The 22432-nt window shown below is 69.9% G+C and carries 28 protein-coding genes; 18 read left to right on the forward strand and 10 right to left on the reverse strand.

The genetic code is table 11. From position 1 onward, the window contains the following. Positions 1 to 9: 9 nt before the first annotated feature. Genes ABZ793_RS12245 through ABZ793_RS12265 form a run of 5 tightly spaced genes read left to right on the forward strand, consistent with a single transcriptional unit; the run spans position 10 to position 3611 of the window. Positions 10 to 1632: a hypothetical protein gene (locus ABZ793_RS12245; protein WP_357455898.1), complete on the forward strand. Its 1623-nt coding sequence runs from the start codon at positions 10 to 12 to the stop codon at positions 1630 to 1632. Positions 1633 to 1650: 18 nt separating this feature from the next. Beyond that, positions 1651 to 1875 carry a hypothetical protein gene (locus ABZ793_RS12250; RefSeq protein ID WP_357455901.1) on the forward strand — a complete coding sequence of 75 codons (225 nt, stop codon included), beginning with the start codon at positions 1651 to 1653 and terminating at the stop codon, positions 1873 to 1875. Then, the gene (locus ABZ793_RS12255) at positions 1875 to 2789 is read left to right on the forward strand and encodes an N-acetylmuramoyl-L-alanine amidase (RefSeq protein WP_357455904.1); all 915 of its coding nucleotides are present in this window, start codon (positions 1875 to 1877) and stop codon (positions 2787 to 2789) included. Before ABZ793_RS12250 ends, ABZ793_RS12255 begins: the two co-directional genes overlap by 1 nt. Before the next feature lie 4 nt (positions 2790 to 2793). Beyond that, positions 2794 to 3210 carry a hypothetical protein gene (locus ABZ793_RS12260; RefSeq protein WP_357455907.1) on the forward strand — a complete coding sequence of 139 codons (417 nt, stop codon included), beginning with the start codon at positions 2794 to 2796 and terminating at the stop codon, positions 3208 to 3210. Beyond that, positions 3210 to 3611, forward strand: a complete 402-nt coding sequence (locus tag ABZ793_RS12265; protein WP_357455910.1) for a hypothetical protein — start codon at positions 3210 to 3212, stop codon at positions 3609 to 3611. The genes ABZ793_RS12260 and ABZ793_RS12265 overlap by 1 nt, the downstream gene beginning before the upstream one ends. 1 nt (position 3612) lies before the next feature. Here ABZ793_RS12265 and ABZ793_RS12270 read toward each other — a convergent pair whose 3' ends face one another. After that, positions 3613 to 3801 (reverse strand): hypothetical protein, encoded by a 189-nt coding sequence (locus ABZ793_RS12270; protein ID WP_357455913.1) that lies wholly within the window; start codon positions 3799 to 3801, stop codon positions 3613 to 3615. Between the two features lie 93 nt (positions 3802 to 3894). Between ABZ793_RS12270 and ABZ793_RS12275 the strand changes: the two genes are divergently transcribed. Beyond that, positions 3895 to 4245, forward strand: a complete 351-nt coding sequence (locus ABZ793_RS12275) for a hypothetical protein (protein ID WP_357455916.1) — start codon at positions 3895 to 3897, stop codon at positions 4243 to 4245. Between the two features lie 81 nt (positions 4246 to 4326). Here ABZ793_RS12275 and ABZ793_RS12280 read toward each other — a convergent pair whose 3' ends face one another. Further along, the gene (locus ABZ793_RS12280) at positions 4327 to 4725 is read right to left on the reverse strand and encodes a hypothetical protein (protein ID WP_357455919.1); all 399 of its coding nucleotides are present in this window, start codon (positions 4723 to 4725) and stop codon (positions 4327 to 4329) included. 133 nt (positions 4726 to 4858) lie between these two features. On the opposite strand from ABZ793_RS12280, the gene ABZ793_RS12285 reads away from it, so the two are divergent. Further along, positions 4859 to 5101 (forward strand): hypothetical protein, encoded by a 243-nt coding sequence (locus ABZ793_RS12285; RefSeq protein WP_357455922.1) that lies wholly within the window; start codon positions 4859 to 4861, stop codon positions 5099 to 5101. A 4-nt stretch (positions 5102 to 5105) separates the two neighbouring features. Here the strand turns inward: ABZ793_RS12285 and ABZ793_RS12290 are convergent, their stop codons facing one another. The 6 genes from ABZ793_RS12290 to ABZ793_RS12315 all read right to left on the reverse strand — a co-directional run bounded on the left by ABZ793_RS12290 (position 5106) and on the right by ABZ793_RS12315 (position 10268). Then, a complete protein-coding gene (locus tag ABZ793_RS12290) occupies positions 5106 to 7202 on the reverse strand; it encodes a hypothetical protein (RefSeq protein ID WP_357455926.1) in 2097 nt (698 codons plus the stop codon). Positions 7203 to 7234: 32 nt separating this feature from the next. Then, entirely contained in the window at positions 7235 to 7639 is a 405-nt protein-coding gene (locus tag ABZ793_RS12295; protein ID WP_357455929.1) for a hypothetical protein, read from the reverse strand. 1131 nt (positions 7640 to 8770) lie between these two features. Continuing rightward, on the reverse strand, positions 8771 to 8959 hold the full coding sequence (locus ABZ793_RS12300) for a hypothetical protein (RefSeq protein ID WP_357455932.1): 189 nt from the start codon (positions 8957 to 8959) through the stop codon (positions 8771 to 8773). A 27-nt stretch (positions 8960 to 8986) separates the two neighbouring features. Continuing rightward, the gene (locus ABZ793_RS12305; protein WP_357455935.1) at positions 8987 to 9163 is read right to left on the reverse strand and encodes a hypothetical protein; all 177 of its coding nucleotides are present in this window, start codon (positions 9161 to 9163) and stop codon (positions 8987 to 8989) included. A 2-nt stretch (positions 9164 to 9165) separates the two neighbouring features. Then, positions 9166 to 10074, reverse strand: coding sequence for a DUF2637 domain-containing protein (locus tag ABZ793_RS12310; protein ID WP_357455938.1), 909 nt, complete (start codon positions 10072 to 10074; stop codon positions 9166 to 9168). Further along, complete coding sequence (locus ABZ793_RS12315) at positions 10071 to 10268, reverse strand: hypothetical protein (protein WP_357455941.1); 198 nt, start codon at positions 10266 to 10268, stop codon at positions 10071 to 10073. The genes ABZ793_RS12310 and ABZ793_RS12315 overlap by 4 nt, the downstream gene beginning before the upstream one ends. 142 nt (positions 10269 to 10410) lie before the next feature. Here ABZ793_RS12315 and ABZ793_RS12320 point away from each other — a divergent pair, with 142 nt between their 5' ends. The 4 genes from ABZ793_RS12320 to ABZ793_RS12335 all read left to right on the forward strand — a co-directional run bounded on the left by ABZ793_RS12320 (position 10411) and on the right by ABZ793_RS12335 (position 14561). Continuing rightward, positions 10411 to 11055 (forward strand): NUDIX hydrolase, encoded by a 645-nt coding sequence (locus tag ABZ793_RS12320; RefSeq protein ID WP_357455944.1) that lies wholly within the window; start codon positions 10411 to 10413, stop codon positions 11053 to 11055. A 235-nt stretch (positions 11056 to 11290) separates the two neighbouring features. After that, positions 11291 to 11509, forward strand: a complete 219-nt coding sequence (locus ABZ793_RS12325) for a winged helix-turn-helix domain-containing protein (protein WP_357455947.1) — start codon at positions 11291 to 11293, stop codon at positions 11507 to 11509. A gap of 199 nt (positions 11510 to 11708) precedes the next feature. Then, positions 11709 to 13196 (forward strand): tyrosine-type recombinase/integrase, encoded by a 1488-nt coding sequence (locus tag ABZ793_RS12330; protein ID WP_357455950.1) that lies wholly within the window; start codon positions 11709 to 11711, stop codon positions 13194 to 13196. A 267-nt stretch (positions 13197 to 13463) separates the two neighbouring features. Next, positions 13464 to 14561, forward strand: coding sequence for a pentapeptide repeat-containing protein (locus tag ABZ793_RS12335; RefSeq protein WP_357455953.1), 1098 nt, complete (start codon positions 13464 to 13466; stop codon positions 14559 to 14561). A gap of 6 nt (positions 14562 to 14567) precedes the next feature. On the opposite strand, the gene ABZ793_RS12340 is transcribed toward ABZ793_RS12335, so the two are convergent. After that, positions 14568 to 15086, reverse strand: coding sequence for a DUF4265 domain-containing protein (locus tag ABZ793_RS12340; protein ID WP_357455956.1), 519 nt, complete (start codon positions 15084 to 15086; stop codon positions 14568 to 14570). Positions 15087 to 15319: 233 nt separating this feature from the next. On the opposite strand from ABZ793_RS12340, the gene ABZ793_RS12345 reads away from it, so the two are divergent. Next, the gene (locus ABZ793_RS12345) at positions 15320 to 16354 is read left to right on the forward strand and encodes an NAD-dependent epimerase/dehydratase family protein (protein ID WP_357455958.1); all 1035 of its coding nucleotides are present in this window, start codon (positions 15320 to 15322) and stop codon (positions 16352 to 16354) included. Here the strand turns inward: ABZ793_RS12345 and ABZ793_RS12350 are convergent. After that, positions 16334 to 17602, reverse strand: coding sequence for a hypothetical protein (locus ABZ793_RS12350; RefSeq protein ID WP_357455961.1), 1269 nt, complete (start codon positions 17600 to 17602; stop codon positions 16334 to 16336). The genes ABZ793_RS12345 and ABZ793_RS12350 overlap by 21 nt on opposite strands. Before the next feature lie 146 nt (positions 17603 to 17748). On the opposite strand from ABZ793_RS12350, the gene ABZ793_RS12355 reads away from it, so the two are divergent. The 6 genes from ABZ793_RS12355 to ABZ793_RS12380 all read left to right on the forward strand — a co-directional run bounded on the left by ABZ793_RS12355 (position 17749) and on the right by ABZ793_RS12380 (position 22336). Continuing rightward, positions 17749 to 17991: a helix-turn-helix domain-containing protein gene (locus ABZ793_RS12355; protein ID WP_357455964.1), complete on the forward strand. Its 243-nt coding sequence runs from the start codon at positions 17749 to 17751 to the stop codon at positions 17989 to 17991. A gap of 340 nt (positions 17992 to 18331) precedes the next feature. Next, the gene (locus ABZ793_RS12360; protein ID WP_357455967.1) at positions 18332 to 18571 is read left to right on the forward strand and encodes a DUF6284 family protein; all 240 of its coding nucleotides are present in this window, start codon (positions 18332 to 18334) and stop codon (positions 18569 to 18571) included. 13 nt (positions 18572 to 18584) lie between these two features. Further along, the gene (locus ABZ793_RS12365; protein ID WP_357455970.1) at positions 18585 to 18959 is read left to right on the forward strand and encodes an RRQRL motif-containing zinc-binding protein; all 375 of its coding nucleotides are present in this window, start codon (positions 18585 to 18587) and stop codon (positions 18957 to 18959) included. Beyond that, positions 18956 to 19165 carry a hypothetical protein gene (locus ABZ793_RS12370; protein ID WP_357455973.1) on the forward strand — a complete coding sequence of 70 codons (210 nt, stop codon included), beginning with the start codon at positions 18956 to 18958 and terminating at the stop codon, positions 19163 to 19165. The genes ABZ793_RS12365 and ABZ793_RS12370 overlap by 4 nt, the downstream gene beginning before the upstream one ends. Further along, positions 19162 to 20037 carry an ABC transporter permease gene (locus ABZ793_RS12375; RefSeq protein WP_357455976.1) on the forward strand — a complete coding sequence of 292 codons (876 nt, stop codon included), beginning with the start codon at positions 19162 to 19164 and terminating at the stop codon, positions 20035 to 20037. Before ABZ793_RS12370 ends, ABZ793_RS12375 begins: the two co-directional genes overlap by 4 nt. 91 nt (positions 20038 to 20128) lie before the next feature. Further along, positions 20129 to 22336 carry a cell division protein FtsK gene (locus tag ABZ793_RS12380; protein ID WP_357455979.1) on the forward strand — a complete coding sequence of 736 codons (2208 nt, stop codon included), beginning with the start codon at positions 20129 to 20131 and terminating at the stop codon, positions 22334 to 22336. Positions 22337 to 22432: the final 96 nt, after the last annotated feature.

The following is a 22432-nucleotide window of genomic DNA, read 5'->3' on the forward strand; positions in this document are numbered from 1 at the left end:
GAGGGTGCCGTGAGCCTGCCGATTCCGCTGACGGTTCGGCTGCGCACCGCCCGCGCGGACCGGCATGTCACCGCCGACGCCCGGGACCTGGTGATGCGGTGGACCGACCCGGGCGGGTACGCGTCGTGCACGGTGCCGCTGGACCGGCCGCTGACCTTGCAGCCCGACGAGGTCGCCTACTACGGGCAGGTCACCGTCTACGACGCCCGCGACGGTTCGGTGGCGTGGGATGGCCGCATGGAGGACCCGGGCCGGTCGGCACGCGACGGCCAGGTGTGGGACCTTACCGCCGTCGGCGGGCAGGCACACACCCGCGACCGGACCGTGCCGCTGTTCTACGTAGACGACCCGCTGCCGTCCATGGACCGAGTCGGCATCAACGCCCCGGGCGGCACCGACAGCCGCGGCGAGGACCCCGGCGGCTCTGGCGACGACGCCTTGATCCTCCAGTTTCCGCAGGGTCAGACGCTCGCCACGGGCGCGCGGGTGGCGATGCGGTACCGGGCGTTGTGGGATGCCGGTCAGAAGCTGGCCCGGTTCGACTACTCGTGGGACGCCGGGGTTACCGACGCCGGGTACACGATCGAGGGCCTCGCAGGCACGGGCACGGGTGCGGCGGAGACGCCACGCACGCAGACGCTGTCGACCGCTGGCGGCGGCAGCTCCCCGCGGACGGTGGTCACGACCTTCGCGAACGGCCGCGACATGCTGTACGTGCGGCTGGTGCGTACCGGTGCGGGCGTGACCGTCGCCAACGACAACACGTGGGTGTCGATCCGGTCGATGCGGGCCACCGCCATGCGGTACCTGCGGGGCGGGGGCGAGCAAACCTCCGGGTACGCCTCGACGGTGCTGGCGTCGGAGGTGGTGGCGGATCTGCTGGGCCGGCTGCTGCCGGACTTCGACGGCACGAACGCCACCATCGCACCCACCACCTACCCGATCGACCAGCTCGCCTACCCCGACGGGGTGACGGCGGCGCAGGTGCTCGACGACCTGCTCGCTCTGGAGTCGGGGTTCACGTGGCGGGTGTGGGAACGCACGCAGGCCGGCGGCTACCGGTTCGAGTGGGTTGCCCGGCCGTCAACGGTCCGCTACGAGGCGGATGTGGCGGACGGCTACGACTCGCAGGGGTCGGCGGATGGCCTGTACAACGCGGTGACGGTGCGGTGGCGGGACACGGCGGGCCGGGTACGCACCACCACCCGCACTGCGGTGGTGCCGGATCTGGTTGCCGCCGATCTGACGCGTCAGGCGTCCATTGACCTCGGGTCGGATGTGGGCAGCCTCGCGGCGGCGCAGCGTGCCGGGGATCAGTTCCTGGCTGAGCATCAGGCGGCGCCGAACGCGGGCCGGCTGCGTGTTGCCCGCCCGATCCTGGACCTGGAGACGGGTCGGATGGTGCAGCCGTGGGAGATCCGGCCCGGGCTGATCCGGGTGCGCGGGATCCTGCCCCGCGCCGACGAGCTCAACGCCACCAGCCGTGACGGCGTCACGGTGTTCCGCATCGTTTCTTCGGAGTTCCGCGCGTCGGACGGCGCGGCGACATTGGAGCTGGACTCGTACGCCAACACCACCCCGCGGCTGCTGTCGACGCTGATGCGCCGCATGGCCTCGTTTCGGCGCCGCTAACCCCCTTGGAGGACTGAGATGACGTACGCGCTGCCCGATCCGCCGGGCACGAGCATGGTGCTGGACAAGGACGGGATCGAGTGGCGGGGGCAGGACGGGTTGTGGACGGCGTCGCCGTGTCCGCAGTGCCGCACGCGGCTCGGCACGATGACGTGGCCGGAGCTGCTGCACATCCGGGGTCCGCTCTCGGACGTGCCGTTGCCGCCGGCGGGAATGGCCACCGCCGCAGGTGGTGAGGGCTGATGCGTCTGACCTGGCTGCCCGAGGTGCTCCGCGCCGCCGGCCTGACCGTGCACGGCGCGTCCGGCTGGAATGAGCGCGGCTCGTCGAGCTGGGGCCCGATCGAGGGCATCACCATCCACGAGACCCGGGGCTCTCGCACCAGCACTGACGCGGGCGAGATCCGGGTGCTCATCCACGGCTCCAACTCCGCGCCGCCGCCGATCGCGCAGCTCTACCTGTCCAGGTCGGGCGAGTGGTGGGTGATCGCGTCGGGTCGCTGCAACCACAACCTTGTCGGATGGGCCGGCCCGAACAGAGGGCTCGGCAACTCGCGGCTGCTCGGCATCGAGGCGCAGCACGCTGCTGGTGAGGCGTGGACGGCCCGCCAGTACGACTCGTACGTCCGGGGTGTCGCCGCGCTGGTGCGGCACCTGCGGATCCCGGTCGGCCGGGTGGCCGGCCACAAGGAGCACCAGCCCTGGCCGGCGCCCGCCGGGCAGACATCAACGAAGTCGGACCCCGAGTTCGACATGACCAAGTTCCGCCGCGACGTCGCGGCGAGACTCACTGGAGAGGACGACAACGTGACCCCTGCCGAGTTCCTGACCATCCTGAAGGACCCGAAGGTTTCCGCCGAGCTGTCGCGGCTTCCGTGGGCGTTCAAGCCCGCCGACCACGACGGGGAAACCGCGCACGGCATCGTGCTGAACAACCTCACGCACAGCCTGCTGACGGCGAACAACCTGGCCACGAACGCCGACACCAAGGCCACCCAGATCCTGGCCCGCCTCGACGGCCTCGACGAAGAGATCCTCGCCGGGCTGGGTGGGCAGCCGGCGCCGGAGGTTGCGCAGGCCCTCGTCGCTGCCGGCCAGGACCCGGCCGCCCTCGCCGCCGAGCTGACCAAGCTGGCCGGCACTACTCCGCAGGGGTAGCCGAGTGGCGACGATTGTCGTCACCGGCCGCCACCGCCCCCACGAGGTCATGTTCCTGATCCTTTCCGCCATCGTGGGGGCAGCGTTCGCCGCTGGCGCGAAACCCCCCACCACCCTCGAACGGCTCGTTGCCCCGTGGGTGCTGTGGACGTGGTATCTGCTGCTGCTCAGCTCCGGCGTCATCGGTCTGGTCAGCATCGCCATCTCGGACACCTACCGGGCGCTCGTGCTGGAGCTCGCCGCGATGCACGGGCAGACTGCGGCGCCGCTGCTGTACGGGCTGGCGTTGCTGTCCACCGGGCGGGCGCCCGCGATATTCGCTATCGCGTTCTACGCCACGTGGGCGGGGGCGTCGGCGTGGCGGGGCTGGCAGGTGTGGCAGGGCATGCGCGGTTTACGTCAGGCGGGGGAAGACGAGTGATGAACAACGTGTGGGCGCTGCTCGCGGCGGCCGTCGGCGGCGGGGGGCTCGCGGGTGTCATTGGCACGCTGATCACGGGAATGGTGTCCCGGCCGAAGGTCCGCGCGGACGCTGTCGCCACGCTCACCGAGTCCGCTCTTCAGCAGGTCAACGAGCTGCAGGAGAGGACCAAGGAGGCGGAGGAGGAGGCGAGAGCGGCCCGGGCTGAGCTGGTCCAAACCCGCAGGGAGATGCGGGCGCAGATGCGGGAGCAGATGCGGGAGCTGAACGAGGAGATCGACGCGGCGGTGGCGACGCTGCGGACGTGGCGGGCAGCGATCCTGAATCCGGCGGTGGACCTGGACCAGCTTCGGCTGATGGTCCGCGATCCGGGCGGCACCATCAACGGCCGCCACCTGTAAATCAGTACCCGTCGTGGCGGTGGACCTGCCACTGGCCGTGCGGAACGCCCTCGGCGTAGATGCTCTCCACCACCACCCGCGCGGACGCCTCATCAGGGCGTTCCCAGCGTTTCGGCTGCTGCTGCTCGGCGGGGCTGTTCAGCAGCACCTCCCACACACCTGACCCGTCCATCCGCTCGATGAGGCGCACCAGCGCCAGCGGGATGTCCGGGTCGTCGCCCGTACAGCCAGGCCGACTCGCGGACCTGCGGTTGACCTGCCATTCCCTGACCTTAGGAGAACCGTGAAGATCTTCGGACGCGAGCCCACCCTCTACATCCAGGCCCTGTCGGCGCTGCTCGGCGTGTTCGTGACGTTCGGGCTGCCTGGCCTGTCCGCGACGCAGGCCGCCGCGATCGTGGCCGCGCTGACCGCCGTCACGACCGCCGTGAACGCCGCGATGGTGCGTCCGGTCGCGCCGGCCGCGTTCACCGGCGTCGTCACCGCGCTGGCGGTGCTCGTCGCCGCGTACGGTCTCGAGGTCAGCCAGGAGACGGTGGGTGCGGTGCAGGTGGCCGTCGTGGGCGTGCTGGCGCTGCTGACCCGAACGCAGGTCACGCCGACAGCCGACCCACGCCAGTCGATCCGCACCTGACCGCACCGCCCCAACGACTGCGCCCCCTCTCTGCCGCCCGGTTCGGGCTGGTAGAGAGGGGGCGCTTCGTCGTTCGTGGGGCTACTCCCAAGGGCCGTCGCCGAACTCGTCGGCGCACGCCTTCGCCACCGCGATCACGGCCCGGTCCAAGGCCATGTTCGCGTCGAACCCGGGCTCGGCCACGGCGTCGTTCGCGGCGTTGACGAGGTCAAGGCCGGCCTGCTTGATGCCGGGCACCGTGGATTCGGCGGCGAGCGCGCCGGCGTCGCGGTACGCAGTCGGCTCGGACTTACCGTCGAGGGCGTCCACGGCACGACAGCCCCGCTTGTCGTCGACGCTGGGGGACGGGCTCGGGGCGGCGCTGGTGGGGGCGGGCGCCGACGTGGTGGGGGCGGCGGCCGGCTCAGGGTCGCTGGTACAGCTGGCCAGCACAGCGGCGGCCAGGGCTAGGGCGGCGGCGTAGTGGGGGAGGCGGGTCATCCGGGCAGGGTAGCTGCCGTCCGCCCGCGGGGCAGGGCATCGTCGGGTTGCGGACGCAGAAGCGCCCCCGTCCAGGCTTTCGGGCCGGGCGGGGGCGCTTCTGCGTGTCGCTCAGCTATGGCATGGTGGAGGCATGGAGACTGACGCCGCTCGCTGGACCCGCCGCGTCGGCGACGCCGCGACCGAGGCCGTGCTCGCCGGCGCCGACCCCGCTGACCTGCTCGCCGCCGTTCAGGCCGGCATCCGCGAAGGTCAGCGCGTCCACGCCCTCCGCAACCCGGCCGCCACGCCCGCGCAGGCTCCCCGCCCGACGACTGTCACGCCGGCAGCCGGCAGCGCCGTAGAGCGGCTTCTGCGCGCCACCAACGCCGCCTGACCGTTCACGGCAGCTCGTAGCCGGTGCCAACCTGACGCACCTCCCCCTTGCTGGTCAGCGCGGTGAGAAGCTGGTGCACGCGCTGCGGTGACACCTCATATCCCGCCTCAACGACCCGGGCGTGGACCTGCGCGTTGGTGAGCAGGTCGGGGCGGGCGTCCCGCAGCACCAACAGGATCGCCTCCCGCGCCGTCGCGGGCCGCGACCCCGACTCGCCAGGGGTGCCGTCGAGCGCAAGGTGCTCCGGCGACAGCAGCGCCTCCGCCTCAGCCAGCATGTCCCGCTGCCCGGCCGGCTCCGGCTCGGGACGCCGCGGCTGCGGGGCCGGCTGCTCCACAACCACACCGGTGCCGAGCAGGAGACGCTCCGCCGCGCTGCCCGGTGCGGCAACAGTCGGACGGTCCGGGACCGCCGCCGGCAGCAAGGCCGGCTCGTCGTCGGGCACGTCCTCGCCACGCAGCTCCGCGAGCATCGCCGCCTTGCGCTCCCAGCGGCCCTCGTACGCCCGCCCGTTCTCCACATCCCGCATGACCGGCAGTCGGGCGATGTCCGGGTTGTCCCGCGGGTCACGGCCGTCGAGGACATCCTGCACGGTGACCTTCGCCGCGACCTGCTGGGCCCGCTCATCGAGCCGGGGGCGCAGGCGGGCGGTGGCGACGGCGTGCTGCTCGATGCTGTCCAAGTCCACGTCGACGGTCCGCGCCAGCACCGGCCGGTAGTCGGTGTCGGTGCGGTACACGTACGTCGATCCGATGTGCAGCAGCCGCGCCCGACCCGGGTTCACGCCCAGGACGTGGTCGTACTCGCCTTCCTCTTCCATTCGCAGGCACACCCGCACTCCGGCAACCGAGCGGAGTCCCTTGCCGAGCAGGTCGCCGGTCCCACGCAGGACGCTCATCACGACCCGGCCGCCCTCGGCGCGGGCGATCTGCGCGAGCCGGGCGATGCCGTCGTCGACGAGCCGGGCCAGCAGGCCGGCGGCCTGCCGCACTTCGCCGCCCTCGTCGGTGAGGATCACGAACGCGGGTAGATCCTTGTCGACGGGCAGGACGGTGGTGTTGGCCGCCCGCTTGCGGCGGATCGCCTCCCGGCTGGTCTTGCGGTCCTTGGCGATCGCCCGGCCCACCGCCAGCATTACGGCCGCCTCCTCCGGCGTGTCCGCCACCCAATCGACCACCGGGGCGGAGGCCGCACCGACAGCCCACGGGCGGATCCACGGGGCGGCGACGCCGCCGCCGTTGAAGTCGACCACCCAGACGAGGGTGTCGGTGCAGCGGGCCAGGAAGAAGATGATCCGGTGCAGCAGGGTCGTCTTACCGGACCCGACGGTGCCGCCGATGACGGCCGACTTCTGCCGCAGGCACACCGTCAGCTCCTCGCCGCGGGCGGTGGTGGCTACATCGAACGAGTCGTTGATGCTGGCCGGGCTGGTCGGCTCGGCGATGACCCGGCTGTCGCCGGCGAGGCAGTCCCGCAGCATCACGTCGAGCACGGCGGAGCCCTGGTGGGCGCCGTCCTTGGCTTCGACGACGCAGCCTTGCGGCAGTCGCCGACCGGCGGCGATCTTGTCGCAGATCGCGGCCAGGTCCTTCACCGTCATGTCCACCGGCAGGTCGACGTGGATCTGCTGCCCGTCGCTCGGCCGCGCCCACGGCCGGATCTCCCGGACGTGCAGCTCCTTGCGGGTGAGCTGCCGCAGCAGCGTCTCCCACGACAACACCTCCGTCGGCCGCCGGTCGACCGCCTCGGCGGTCTGCCCGACCCAGCCGATCGGTGCCGGGCGGGCACCCGGGATCGCGTACTCCAGGGCGGCCACGATGAGCGCGCCGCCGACGATGGCTACGGCCCGCCCGTCTGTCCAGCCCGACCGGGCGACCATCGCCGCCCACAGGCACGCGCCTGCCACCGCCAGGGCGCGGTGCGGGACGGCGAACGGCCGGTCCTGGGCGAAGGACACCACCACGGCCACGATGACCGCGACGGGCGCGAACCCCAGCGGCATCCACCACGACATCGGGACGGCGCCCGTGCCGAGCGCGTGAGCCACCAGCATGGTGCCCACCGTCCAGGCGGGGACCCACTTCCAGCCGTTCGCCTCCACGACGAACCTCCTTCCAGATCAGAGTTGGGGGATCAGGTGTCCTGCTCGGCGTGGGCGACGTCGGCGCGCTTCTCCCGCGCCCGGGAGCCGCGCTCACCGGCGAGGCGCGCCTCGTCGGTTTCGTGCTGCCGCATGTACGAGGCGCCGAGAGCGTCGGCGCGGGCCGCGAGTTGCCGCAGCTTTCCCGCCGCCGCCTCGTGCTCGGCCTGGGCCTGCTTCAGTTCGGCGGCGATGGCTGCCGCCTCGGCGGTGACGGTCGGGTGCGCCGGCAGGTCCGTCTCGCCCTGCGTGGCGAGCTTCTGCACGCTGGTGGCGATCGCACCGGCGAGCCGGGTGTGCTGGTCGGCGGCCCGGGCGAGTTCCTCGATGGCGGGGCTGACGGTGCGGAGGTTGCGACCCCAGCGCTGGAGGCTGGCGTCGTCGGAGTGCTGAACCATGCTGTGGGTTCCTTTCGTTTCGGGCCCGGCTTGGTGGCGCGGACGCGGCATGTGGGTGGAGCCCTTGGGCGGCTCCGGCTTGGACGGCACGGGCTTGGCTGCCTCTGGCTGCGGCTGCAGATTCTTGGCCGCGGTCGGGCCGGGTGACGGCTTGCGCTTCACCGCGTCGGCTCCCTGCCGGACGCCCTTAACGAACTCGGCCAGCCCTGACGGCTGCGGCTTTCCGCCCTTTCGGCGGGGGGCGCCGCCGAGCAGGTTGCGGAGGGACCGGCCGGCGCCGGACGCTCGGGCGGGCCGCGCGGGCGCGCCTTTGCTGGAGCCGCCGGGCCGGGATGCCCGGCCGCCGAGCAGGCGCCGGCCGCCGCCGGAACGCATCCGCCCGAGCGCGCCGCCGAGGCCGCCCCGCCGACCAGACCCGGTCCGGCCGCTGACGGCACCGGCGCCGGTACCGGACCGGCGACCCCCAAGCAAGCCCCGGAGACCGGAACCCGCCCGGCCAGCCCCCCTCGACTGACCGGCCGGCACCCCGGCTCGGCTGGCACCGGAACCGGAACGCCGGCCGGCACCGAACAGCCGCCCCAGCCCGCCCTTGCGTCCAGACCCGCCAGCACCAGCGGTCGAACCGCCGCCGCTGCGGCCAGAGCTGGTGCGTCCCCGCCCGAGCAGGCGACCCAGCGGCCCGCTCCTGCCCTTCGCTGCCGGACCCGACTGCACCTGACCGCCCGCCCCCCGACCGGCAGCGGCGGAGGCGGGGGCGACCTGGCGACGCCACCACGACAGCAGCCACCGCAGCGACCCCAGCAGGACCAGCACCAGCAGCACGTTGATCGCAGCCCACCACAGCAGGCCAACCACCGCCCACAGCGCGACCTCGCCGAAGACGAGCAGAAGGCCGGCGGTGACGAGCACGGGCGGGGAAAGCAGCGGGTGCGGCTTCTTCTTCGCTGCACGGCTGGTCGTCTTCGCCACCGCGTCGGTTACGGGGCGTGACGGATCAAGGGGTTGAGGTGTCAAGGGGTTGACGGTGCTGCTGGGAGCCGGGTTCGGGGGGACGTCCCCGGTCGTCGGCTGCTCGTCAAGCCCTTGACGGGGTTGACGCTTCAAGGCGTTGATGTCACGCACGGTTACCCCTCAGGCGGTCAGGTCGATGTCGAGGCGCTTCCACCACGGGAGGCGCTTCTCGGAGCGGATGACACGGGCATTGGCAGCCAGGTAGGCGGGCGTCACCTCACGGTCCCGGTCGCTGACGCGGGCCAACTCGCGGCGGGCGGCCCGGTGTGCGGCCCGCGCCTTGCGGGTCTTCTCGCTCATGCGAAACATGGCGGCTCCTCCTTGGCGGTGGATGGGTCAGTCCTCGAATCGCTGCCAGCCGGTGATGACCAAGTCCGGCAGTTGCGGGGTCGTCAACGCGCGGGCCACCGCGTGGACGTCACGGATGTCGCGGATCGGCCTCGGGAGGGTGATCTCCGCGTTGCCGGGGCGGCCGTCCGAGACGAAGGCGATGAAGTAGCGGTGCTGCTGCATGGTCAGTTGCCCTTCGTGGTTGATCCGGCCAGCTCGAACTGGTGGCCGTTGGTCTGCGTCGCCTCGCGGCGCTTGTTCACCTCGCGCCGCAGCGACGCCTCCGGCACGTCCGCGTCACGGGCTGCGCCACGGATCGACGCGCCGCCCTTCAGCACCGCGTCAAGCGCCTGCGCCATCGCCGCGTCACGGTCGGCCGGAGGGGCGCTAACCGGGCGACGCATGACAACCTCGCGGGTGCGTCGCGGCAGCGCGTCGGCCTGCGTCACGAACCGCGTCACCGCAGGTTGCGCGGGCTTCGGGGCCGCTGACGCGGGCGCGCCAGACGGTGCGGCAGGAGCCGCGTCAACCGCCTGCGTCACGACCGGCGCGGGCCGCGTCACCGGCAGCGGCGCGGGCGCGTCGGCTGGCTTATCCGCAGGTGCGTCAGCAGGGCGCTGCGGGGGTGCGTCACCCTCGCCGGCACCAAAGACGCTGGCGGCCTCAACGAGCGTCACGAGCAGGTGCACCGACAACGCCAGCATCACCGCCGGGATCGCCGACACCGCGAACCGGACCCAGCGCTCCGGGATAACCAGTTCAGCGCCGGCCGGCGGAATGGCATGCAGCCCGTTGCAGGCGATCGAGATGGCGGCACCGATGAGGACGACCACCCACGGGTAGACGGCAGTCTTGCCGGTCATCCGGCGCAGCACCACGGCGGCGATGGTGCCGACGGCCATCGCCCCGTCGACGGAGACGGGCAGCAGCCACGCCCACTCGGTGCGGATGCGGGAGGCGATGCCGACAGCCCGGATGGCGTCGTAGGAGAGCGCGAAGCCGGCGACGGTCACGGCGATCGTGCCGGCGGAGGCGACGACTCCGGCGAGGATCCCGAAGGCGATGGTGCGGATCTTCGGCCAGTTCCAGTTCATCGCTCGGCTCCGACCATCGCGACGTGCTGGGCGCGACCGTGGCCGTCGGAGATGTAGACCTCGGCGTAGTCGAGGCCGAGGGCGACCACCATCTGCCGCGCGGCGTCGATCGCCTCGGTCTCGTGGCGGGCGACATACCGCTCGGTGCGCTGGAACTGGGCGCCGGCGGCGTAGAGGTCAGCTCGGTACTCCATGCCGGTCAGCATGACACATCTTGGAAAGGTTGGAAAGGTTGGTAGAGTGCTTCACATGTTGAGTCCCCCGCTCGCTCCCGCGCTGGGCCTTGCCGTGCGACCATTGGTCAACTTGCAAGACCTGGAAAACCTGGGAGACGACGTGGCCGAGACCGGATACCTGACCATCAAGCAGGTCCGCGACCGCCTCGTCGCCGCCGGCTTCAACGACAGCGGGCAGACAATCCGCCGGCTCGTCGACTCCGGCCACTTCGGGCAAGAAGGCACCGACTGGTACCTCACCGAGATCGGCCGGTACCGCATGGTCGCCGCCGACGCCGTCGACCGACTCATCGCCCGCCGGCGACCGGCCGGCCTCCAGAAGGGGGACCACGTGCCCGACGAAGCCACCACGCCCGAACCCAGCCCCGTCGTGGCGAGCATCGTCACCAGCGACCTAGGCGTCCTCATCGGCCGACGCAACGACGGCAAGCCGCCGTGGACCTTCATCGCCGGTGAGATCGAGCCCGGAGAGTCCCCGGCCGACGCGGCGGTCCGTGAGGTCAAGGAGGAGACGGGCCTGCTGGTGCGCGCCGCCGAGCGCGAGATCGGTCGCCGCGTGCATCCCAAGACCGGCCGCACGATGATCTACCTGGCGTGTCACCCGCTCGGGAAGCTCGACGTGTTCGTCGGCGACGAGGACGAACTCGCCGAGGTCAGGTGGGCGTCCCTGGAGGAAGCGCAGCAGCTTCTACCCGGCCTGTTCGAGCCGGTGCTGGCCCACCTGCGGCGCGAACTGGGCACCTGACGCCCCACAAAACAGCGGCCACCCCTTCGTCGGGGGTGGCCGCTGTTTTGTGTCGAGAGACAGAAGGACCGGGAGGCGCGGGGCCTCCCGGTCCGGGGTGTTGCGACCCGGCGCCAACCAGGGACGGAATACCCGCAGGTCAACCTAGGTCACAGTGTGGCCATAGGTCAATCACTGCTTGAGGTGGGGCAGCGGGTCGTGATCTCATCGGCGGGCCAACCAGGGAGCCACCGCCATGCCCATACCGATGTCGTCGCGGCAGATCGCGGACGACCTGACCGCCCGTATCCGCAGCGGGGAGCACAAGCCGGGCAGCAAGCTGCCGTCGCTGCGGGAGCTGGCCGAGCTGTACTCGGTCAGCGTGTCGACGATCCAGCGCGCCCTGGAACTCACCCGGGAGCGCGGGCTTACCGTGGGAAGGGCCGGCAGCGGCGTCTACGTAGCCGAGGAATAGCGCTGTAGCAGAGGGCAGAGTATTCGCAGACTCTCGTTCTTCAGCGACCTGCGTTTACGCACGTCGCCACAGCGCTAAGGGCGGGGGTTCTTCTAATCCCAAGGCCGCAGGTTCGAATCCTGCCGGGCGCACAGGTACTTCTCTCATCTGGCCGGCTCGCGTGGGGCCATCCGTGGTGCGAGCGCGCTACGGTGACCCCGTGGCAGCCTCGAATGGACGTAGCAAGCGCCAGCGCGGCGAGATCGAAACCCTGCCCAGCGGGTCACTCCGCGTGAAGGTCTATGCCGGCGTCGACCCGATCAGCGGCAAGCGGCACTACCTCACTGAAACCATCCCGGCCGGACGGACCGCCGCCAAGGAAGCCGAGAAGGCGCGTACCCGACTGCTGGCCCAAGTGGACGAGCGACGCAACCCGCGCACCCGCGCCACGCTCGACCAACTCCTAGACCGCTGGCTTGAGGTGGCCGACATCGAGGCCACCACCCGCATGGGCTACGTCAACAAGCTCAACAAGCATGTACGGCCGGTGCTCGGCAAGCTGCCGGTCGGTCGACTCGACGCCGAGACGTTGGAGTCGTTCTACGCGAGCCTGCGCCGCTGCCGCGACTGGTGCGGCGGCAAGGCGTACGTGAAGCACCGGGTAGAGGGCGAGCACATCTGCACCGCGAAATGCCGGCCGCACGTCTGCAAGCCGCTGAGCGCGTCGTCCGTGCGGCAGATCCACTGGATCCTCAGTGGTGCCCTGAGCCGGGCCGTTCGGTGGCGCTGGATTGCCGTCAACCCCGCCGGGCAGGCTGAACCACCCGCGCCGCCGCACCCCGACCCGCAACCACCGAACCCGGCCGACGCGGCCCGCATCATCAACGAGGCGTGGCGCGACCCGGACTGGGGCGCGCTGGTGTGGCTAGCGATGACGACGGGTGCCCGCCGCGGCGAGCTGTGCGCGCTCCGCTGGCACCACCTCGACCTGACCGCCGGCGTGTTGACACTTCGGCGCAGCGCCTACCTGGACGAACATGGCGAGCTGCGGGAGAAGGACACCAAGACACACCAGCAGCGGCGGGTGGCGCTCGACCCGGAGACGATCGACGTGCTGCGCGAGCTGCACGGCCGGTACCTCGACCGCCTGGCGCAGCTCGACGCGGAGGCCGACCCTGCCGATTACGTCTTCTCCCCCGAGCCGGACAACGGCCGTGGTTACCGGCCCGACACCATCACCCAGCGGTACGGCAGACTCGCTACTCGCCTCGGCATCGACAGCCACATCCACGCCCTCCGCCACTACTCGGCGACCGAGCTGATCAACGCGGGTGTTGACGTACGGACGGTCGCCGGCCGGCTCGGTCACGGTGGCGGCGGAACAACCACGCTCAGGGTCTATGCGGCTTGGCTGTCCGAGTCGGACCAGCGGGCCGCTGGGACGCTAGCCGCTCGGATGCCCCCGCGCCCGGTCGCACCAACGCAGCGCACCGTGGCAAACAGCCCGTACCAGACGATCGCAGCTGAGCTGCGCGGAGAGATTACCGCTGGCCGGATGCGACCAGGGGATGCACTCCCTACGGTTGCCGAGCTGGCCGCCGCATACGGCGTTTCCGTTAGCACTGCTCACCGCGCGATGGCTCGACTAGCCGCAGAGGGCTTAGTGGACGTTGTTCGAGGTCGCCGAGCAACCGTCGCACATCGTTAATGAGCTTCGGCCCAGCCGCGCCTCGCCGCTGACCCCAGCAAGCTGGGCAGTCGTGCGCAAGGCAGTCGATCGTGGTTATGCTGCCGCCCGACAAGGTCAGACGTGGTGCGCGGGTGGAGAACTATGACGAAGCCGTCTAAACATGACTCACCCCTGCAACGCGTGAAGCGCTTTGCGATGAGATTCGCCTCGCGACTTCGCAAGGTCGCAAAGTCGCTCGTCTTCGGCCCCGAGCCGGTGTCCATACAGGGTCGACACGCTCCTCGAATGCTAAGGTTCTCAATTGCTCTCCTGATGTCGCTTGGAGCGGCCGTCGCCCTTGCTGCTGCGACATTCTTGCTACTTGCCTCTCTACGAGGGGCCGTGAATAGTTTCTGGCCCATTCGACTTTCAAGTACGAAGCTCACGTCGAAGGATATCTACGAGTTAACGAGGAGCACGATCACTGCCGCCGGATTAACAGCAGGCGTCTTCGCAGCGGTTTATGCGTATAGAAAGCAACGCGTCGAGGAAGCCGCCAGTCGTCGGGCTGACTCAGAGCACCTTTCTTCGAGGTATCAGAGCGCAGCAGACCAACTCGGCAACGATAAGGCAGCAGTGCGGCTCGCTGGCGTCTATGCTCTAGCGAGACTGGCAGACGAGTGGCCGGAGCAACGACAGACATGCATTGACGTTCTTTGCGCATACTATCGGATGCATTCAGAAGGCGAAGAACTGGCAACCGGAGAACGAGAGGTAAGGGAAACCATCCTCTCATCCATAATGGCACACCTTGACGAGGACAGCGACGAATCTTGGCGTGGCTACGGATTCAACCTCCAGCGAGCATTTTTCGACACCGACATCTACCTGCTCGATGGCATTGGAGAGGAAACATTTTTTGATGTAACGGGCGCCGTGTTCGCAGACAGCAAGCTCGTCATCAACAAACCACCGGGCGGGAATTTCGGTATATTCGTCGCCCAGAGAGCCACCTTCAAGGGGTCAACAACAGTCGAAATAGCGGGATGGTACAAGGAGGGGGCTATCGACTTCCGAGATGCCGAGCTGCAAGGAGGCCGGCTCGACCTAACGCGCATTCGGGTTGACGGCGTAGACCTTGACTTTCAAGGTGCCACCTTCTCCGGCACCTCCGCATACTTCTCGGGAGCGAACTTCGTTGCCGGTCACGCTCGATTCGATCGGACAGTTTTCAAAGCGGGTGACGTAGACTTCAACCACGTCACATTCGGCACAGGAGTCGCGTCCTTTAGGTATGCGTCCTATGAATCAGCCAACCTCACTTTTGAGGACGTCGAGGGCGAGCAACCGATCGGGCTTCCAGGTAATCTCTGGCAACCACGGCCAGCAAGGACGCCTGGGTAAGGCGGACTAGAGAGAGTCCACCTCCAAGATCCGCGCGTTCCGCCCTAGCACGCCTTCCAACAGTTCGTACGGATCTTCATCCTTCGGAAAGCTGATTGTCAGCAGATTCGGCTGGCCCCATTCAATCTGGCCATCATGGGGCTCAACCGCCTCGCGTATTCGCTGCCTTTCCGCTCTATTCGGCCACGGGAGGTCGAACGATATCCGAACCGTGCGCCGCTTCCGGTCCACAATCTCGACCACCTCCAAAACCGGCCACTTGACACGAACACGAACGACGTCACCCCTGGAAACTCGCGCAAAGAATCCATTGTTATCTAGTCGATAAAGGTCACGTCCAACCTTTTCGGCCCACATACTTTCACCCGAAGGCCCATCGCCCCTATGATCTAGGGGAAAGTAGACCTTTTCGACATCTCCCACGTCGCCGTCAAGAAGGCTGCCGTTCCTCCACCTCGTCCACAGGAAGTACCTGGCGCGCCACCAGAGCATCTGAACGCGGCCCCGCCACCTACGAAACCACATGGACGCACCCTCCCAAACGAACTCTCATGATGTAGCAGTCCCTGCATTAGCCTTGTCGCTAGGATCGACTTTCTACCATTAAACAATCAGGCTCGTCACCTAGGAACGCGGGTCACTGTGTCACGGTAGGCGAAACGAGGCGTGCCGCCTCTAGTCTGCGAGGCTCGGGGAGGGAGACACCGAGGGTCCACCCCCGGCCATCCTGTCCGCACCTCGCTCTGCATGATGGTCCAATGCGTCTGTTAGTGCTCGGCGGGACCTGGTTCGTGGGTCACGCGATCGTCACGGCTGCGATCGACGCCGGCTGGGAGGTGACGACATTCAACCGGGGCACCTCGGATCCCTTCCTAGAAGCGGTGCGATCCATCCGGGGAGATCGGACCCGTCCGGAGGACCTAACTGGCCTTGCCGCCGCTGGCCCTTGGGACGCCGTGGTCGACACGTCGGGATACGTGCCGAGCAACACCCTCGCCGTCGCCCGCGCGCTTGCGCCCGTCGCTGCCCGCTATGTCTTCATGTCGACGGTCAGCGTGTACCGAGACTGGCCGGTCAAGCCGCTGAGCGAGCGATCCGAGGTGCTCTACTGCCCGCCGGATGCCGGCCCGGACTACGGCACCGACACGGAGGACGGACCTACCCGCTACGGCTATCAGAAGGCCGGTTGCGAGGCTGCGGCAGTCGCCGCGTTCGGAGCAGACCGGACGACGATTCTGCGGCCCGGTGTAGTGCTCGGCCCGCGTGAGTACGTCGGCCGCCTGCCCTGGTGGCTCCGCCGCGTGGCCGCCGGTGGCGAGGTGTTGGCACCAGGCTCTTCCGATCGGACCATTCAGCCGGTCGACGTACGCGACCTGGCCACATTCGCGCTGCGCACCATCACCGACAAGTCGTCCGGCGCGTTCAATGTCTGCGCCCCGGTGGGCAGCGCGACCTTCGGCGAACTGCTCGCCCACTGCGCCCACTCGACGCGGGCTGATGCCTCCTTCACGTGGGTGCCGGATGACTTCCTGCTCGGGCAGGGCGTTCGGCAGTGGTCCGAGCTGCCGCTCTGGCGCACCTTCGACGGCGTGTGGCGGGTCGACACGGCTGCCGCGCAGGCCGCCGGCCTCCGTACCCGGCCGCTCGCCCTGACCGTGCGGGACACCTGGCGGTGGCTGGTCGACAGCGGCGAGGTCAGCAACCATGACCGTGCCGCCGAAATTGGCATCAGCCGGGAGCAGGAAGCGCGGGTGTTGGCCGCCTGGCGCCGGTCAGGCGAGCGGCCGAGCTGACGTTTCCGACAGCCACACCGAGATGCGCTCGGCGAGCTGCCGCGCCTCGGCGTCGCCGCTCCATGGTGTCTCGTTCAGCAGACGCTCTATCCGAGCCAGCCGACCGGTCAGCGAGACGTTGCGCTTCTGGGGCGGCAGATCCAGCACAGCACGCAGCGCCTCCGCAGCCCCGTCCTTGTCCCGCATGTGGAGGTGAGCAGCGGCCACGTCGATGTTCGTCCCGTTGATCTGCGAGTACGGCCGCCGCGCCGCCGGCAGCGCTTCATAGACGCGCAGCGCATCGCGGGCGTACCTCGCGGCCTGGTCGCCGTTACCAAGGTCAAGCCAGGCGGCGGCGGCGCACGCCGCGGCGCGTGCGTCTCCGAATGCAAACTCCCCGCCGGTCGACGTGGCCAGCTCGTCCGGCCGGCTTTCTGCCGCCTCCCTGTCTCGCTGGGCCGCATCCAGGACAGCAGACACCGACTCGGAGTCATCGAGCAGGGCGTGGGAGCGAGAGGCGATGTAGCGCAGCCTCAGCTTCGGCTCGCCGTCAGGGGCCATGCGCATCGCTCGGGCAAAGTAGCTCAGGGCGGCATCCGGCTCGTTGCGCCAGTTCGCCAGCGTCATCTGGAGGCCGTACGTCCACGCCTTCAACGACGCGTGGCCAGCGAGATCCGCGTACTGGGTTGCTGCCCTTGCCAGCGCCGCCGACTCGTTCCAGTGCCCGAGGTCGAAGGCGGTGGAGGCCATGAGCGACGTGCCCTGGCCAATCACCACGAACAGGTCGGCCAGGTCTCCCGGCCGGCGCGTCCGCTCAGCCAGTGCTCGCGCTTCGTCACGCAGCCGGCGAGCGCTTGAGAACGTGTCAAAGGCAGCCATTCCGCCGGACCGGGCCAGTAGTGCCATGTCCTGTTGCAACGCCTCTATCGAGTCGTGCGGAACCCCGATGCTCGACCACAGCGAGTCATTAGCGATTGCGTCAGCGGCGTCACTCACGACATCACCAACAGCATTTCCACTGCTGGCTCTTCCCTGCTTTTCGGCAACGTCGCTGACGCTTTGAAGGAATCGCGTCCTTACGGCGTCCGAAAGCCGATCGAATGCGGCGCTCAGTAGCTCTTGATTCGCGTTGCCGGGCACGGTCCCCGGCCGGCTATGCCAGTAAGCGACCGTCCTGACGGCTATACCGAGCCACCCGGCAAACCCCTCGTTCGTCATGCCGGCAGCGGCTTGCAGCGCACAGGCGAGGCGGCCCGTCCACTGCTCCACTGTCGTCATCGTGGCCCCCCGCGCTTACGTTTGCATCGGATTGCGCACCGTTGCACCGGTCTTGCATGGGCGCACCGTCCGTCTTCGACTTCACTGGGTGCCAGCGAGCCAACAAACGCCAACGTCAGACTACTGAGGAGACTCCCGTGGCTGAACCCCTCGCCCGCACCCACGACCGCCCCCGCTTCCGATCCGTCGCGGACACCGCAGCGATCCTCGGCATGTCGGAGGTGACTCTCTACCGAGCCATTCACGCGGGCCAGTTCCCGGCTATCAAGGTTCGGGGGCGCTTCGTTATCCCCACCCGCGCCATCGACGACCTGGAGGCGTCCGCACTGGCTCACGGCCTGGTCGACGCCAGCAGCTATGCGCTGCGTACCGCCAGCTAGCCCGCACGCTTCGGCCCTGGTGGCGCGGGTGGGATGTCGTTCTCGCGCGCCAACTTCCGGATGTACGCACCGCTGAACGGCGACAACCGTTCAACCTCGGTCGGACCGACACCCTCACGGAGAGCGGCAAGGACGGCCGCCACTACGGCCTCTCGTGCGGCCTCGTGAGCCGCTTCGGTCCGCTGGTACCGCTTCGTCGCTGCTGAGAGCACATCTCGGGCGTCGCTCATCGCACCAACATACCGCTACCCCCTTGCGCAACAGAGCCGCGTATCGCTACTTTGTTGCGCAACAGAGAAGCGCTTCACCGGATGCGCTTCGGTCGCAGGAAGGACACGACGTGACCAGCTCCGAGGACTTCCCCACACCGGATCCGAACGCCGCAGATCTGGCCGAGATTGAGCGGGAGCTTCCGCTGATTGAGGCAGAGGTGCTGCTGCTCGACGCTCAGATTGCCGTGTTGACCAGCGACGGCGGTCCGAGCGATCTGGACTGGCAACGGCTGCGCCGAGCGCAGCGGCGGATGCTGCGCGAGGCTCGCACGCTTCTGGCCATCAAGCCCACCGGCCAGGCGGCGTAGGCGGTAACGGGTCATGAGTCGGATCCGCGCCGCATTCCATGACCCGGACGGGGCGCGGTACAGCATCCCCACCTACTGGTGGCGAGGTGCCCCGCCCGGCTACGCCACCCGCCGCCAACTGACCGCCGCCGGGCTGCGCCCCGGTGGTCAGCCGGTCGCCGCTCAGATCCTGTGGCGCGGCGTCGGTGGCACCCGCGCCGCCTACCTGTACCGGGTCGACCTGGCCCGCCCCAAGCGCACCGCCACCCCCGCCCAACTCCGCGCGGTCCGGGCCGCGCTGGCCGCCCGCCGGACCTGCCCGACCTGCGGCACGGTCCGCCCCTACTACATCCCGCGCTCGCTGGGCGAATGTCTCGCGTGCGCCTATCCACAGGAGGTGGCCGCGTGACCCGCCGCTACCCGATTCCCCGCCCCGCCGATGACCCGCGCTTCACGTTCGGCCTCGTGCTGGACGTGGCCGGGGTGCTCGCCGAGCACGGCTACCCGTCGATGGCCGAGTCGTACGACGGGTGCGGCCCCGATCTGCTCGCGCTGCAAGACGCCCTGTTCGGCCTCATCTACGCCCCCACCGACACCTCGGAGGTTCCGTCGTGACTGCCCCCACTATCAACGGCACCCGCTACCCGCAACCCATCGACGCGCTGTTGCCCGCCGCCCGCGCCCTGGACCTGCCGGACGGTCAGCCGTTCCCGTCGCGCAACCGGCTCATGCGAGAGTTCCGCATCGGCGCGCCCAAGGCTGACGACCTGCTCGCCCGCCTCAAGGCCGAGCACGCCCAGCGCACTCGCACCAAGCAGACCCGCACCGCGATGATCGTCCGGGGCGCGCTCCTGACGCCCCCCACCGACCCCGACTCGGCCCCGGTGCCGCTGGACTACGCCGAGCCGATCGGCCCGCACCCGGCCCCCGCACCGGCCGTACCCGGGCACACCTCGCCGGCCGACCCGACCCCGGTCACCCCGCCGAAGATCGCGCCCACCGACCCCGCCGGGCAGGTCACGGTGGTCGGTCACCCGGACACGCCCACCCCGACCCCGCCGGCCCGCCCGGCGGTGGTGTGGCCGGTGATCCTGCTGGCCCTGCCGGCGTTCGTCGCCGTGTGGTCGGGGTGGGTCGGGCTCGGCGGACTGACCGGGTTCGGGGTGGTTCACCCGCTGCCCGGTATCGCGGACGGGTTCAGCATCAACACCGCGATCACCCTGCCGATCGGCGTCGAGACGTACGGCGCGTACGCGCTTTACGTCTGGCTTTCCGGTCGGGTGCCGGACGCCGCGCGACGGTTCGCCAAGTGGTCCGCGCTCGGCTCCCTCGCGGTCGGCGCGCTCGGACAGGTCGCCTATCACCTGCTCGTCGCGGCCGACGTCACCTTGGCCCCGTGGTGGATCACGACCGCCGTATCTGTCCTGCCGGTCGCCGTGCTCGGCATGGGCGCCGCCCTGGCGCACCTCGTTCGCGCGCACGACTAGCTACGCCCGGCGGCACGGCCTCTGGCCTAGGAACCCGTGCCGTGCCGCCGGTCCCCCTGCCGATCCGTAGACCGTTGGAGGAACCCCCATCATGACTTCCCCCCGAGACGATGACCGTTTCGACTGGCAGGCCGCAGAGGCGGACCTGACCGCCGGACCGGATGCGGAGGTGGTCGACCTGGCCGCCGCCCGCCGCCGCAAGCCCGACGCGCGGGCGTTCGCCGTCGACCTGGACGACGAAGCGGACGACCTGGACGACGACACGCCGCCGCCGGTGGACCCGCCCGCGGTTTCCGAGCCGTCCGGCATGGCGGCGGTGCTGGCCGGCAGGTCGGCGATGCGTCGGCCGATCGTGCCGCCGTGGCTGCGCTCGCGCGCCGAGTTGGTCACCGCCGGCCGGTGGGCACTGTCGCACGTCACCCACGTCAGCGCCTACCACCTGACCCGCACGCCGAAGTACGCCGGCCGGCTGGCGTGGCGTGCCCCGTTCGGCATCGCGCGGCTGCTGGCCGGGACCGTGCGGTGGGCGACCGACGCGGAGGGCATCCCCGTCCGCCTGGCCGCCGTGCGGCGCGAGGATGCCGAGCTGTACCTGAAGCTGTCGCGGCAGCGTGATGCGCGGGTGCGGTGGCGGGGCATGGTCGTGGCGGCGGTGCTGCTACTCGGCCTGCCCACCGTGACCGTGCTGGCGGTGTTGGCCGGGTCGTGGCAGCGGTGGCTGATGCTCGCCGCCGCCGTCGCGGTGTTCGGCCTGGCCGGGTCGCCGAAGGACAAGCCGCTGTTGGACGTGGCGGCGGTGACGCCCAGGGCGCGGCGGCTGTCGGCCGACGTGGTGACGCGGGCGTTCCTGGCCGCTGGGCTGTGCAAGCCGGATGACCTGATCACGTTCCCGATGCCGATCATGCGGGACGGTCCGGGGTGGCGGGCGGTGGTCGACCTGCCGTTCGGCGTGACCGCCGACAAGGCCGTGAAGCGGCGCACCGACCTGGCCGCCGGCCTGGACCTGGACGAGGTGCAGGTGTGGCCGGAGCGGGTACGCGGCACCGCCGGGTCGGCCCGCCGGGTCGCGCTGTGGGTCGCTGATGAAGACCCCTACGCCAAGTCGTCCGGGCTGTGGCCGCTGATCGACAAGGGCACCGTGGACATCTTCGCGCCGTTCCCGTTCGGCGAGGATCAGCGCGGCCGGGCCGTGCCGCTGCTGCTCATGTTCACCTCGCTGCTGGTCGGCGCGATCCCGCGCATGGGCAAGACCTTCGCCGCCCGCCTGCCCGTGCTCGCCGCCGCGCTCGACCCGAGCGTGGAGCTGCACATCTACGACGGCAAGGGTGGGCAGGACTGGCGGGCGTTCGAGCGCATCGCCCACCGCGCCGGGTTCGGCGTCCGCGACGACGTGGTGGCCGCCCTGGTTGACGACCTGCGCGCCCTAGTGGCGGACATGAACCGCCGCTACGACACCATCGCCACCCTGCCGCCGGACCTGTGCCCGGAGTCGAAGGTGACCCGGCAGATTGCCGACAAGCGGTCGTTGAAGCTGTGGCCGGTGCTGGTCGCGATCGATGAGTTCCAGCGGTACAGCGGGCACCCGGAGTACGGCAAAGAAATCGTGGAGCTGCTGACCGAGCTGTGCAAGGTCGGCCCCTCGGTCGGCATCATCATCCTGCTCGCCACGCAGAAGCCGGACGGCAAGGCCGTGCCGACCGACCTGCGCGACAACATCGGCACCCGCTTCGCCCTCAAGACCATGACGTGGCAGTCATCGGAGGCAGTGTTGGGTGCCGGGTCCTACCCGGCCGGCTACGACTCGTCGCGGTTCCAGCGCGCCCACAAGGGCGTGGGCATCCTGCTCGGCGCGGACGACTCCGGCGCGGTGGAAGAGGCCGTGACCGTGCGGACGAAGTTCGCCAAGACCGAGCACGTCGAGAAGGTCATCACCCGCGCCTACGTGCTGCGGGAAGCGGCCGGCACGCTGACCGGGCACGCGGCCGGGCAGGCCCCTGAGCCGACCGGCGGCCCGGCCGACACCCTGCTGGACGACATCCTGACCGTCGTGCCGGCCGCCGAGCCGAAGGTGTGGTCCGAAACCGTCGTCGCGCGTCTGGCCGAGCTGCGGCCCGAGACGTACGGCGGGTGGGAGCCGGCACAGTTGGCCGCCGCGCTCAAGCCCTACCGGGTACCGGTCGGCCGGCAGGTGTGGGGCACCGACCCGGCCACCGGCAAGGGCGCCAACCGCAAGGGCATCCACCGCGACGACATCACCACCGCTGTAACCGAGCGTGATCGGCGACGGAAGGCCGGATAGCCCATCGCGGGCCGCTAGGTCTAGCGCCTAGATCCGCTAGACCTAGCGGCACCGCTAGCCCCGCATATCAACCCCCATCAGGACGCTAGCGATCTA

It is taken from the genome of Micromonospora sp. NPDC047465 (assembly GCF_040643125.1).
Lineage (GTDB): Bacteria > Actinomycetota > Actinomycetes > Mycobacteriales > Micromonosporaceae > Micromonospora.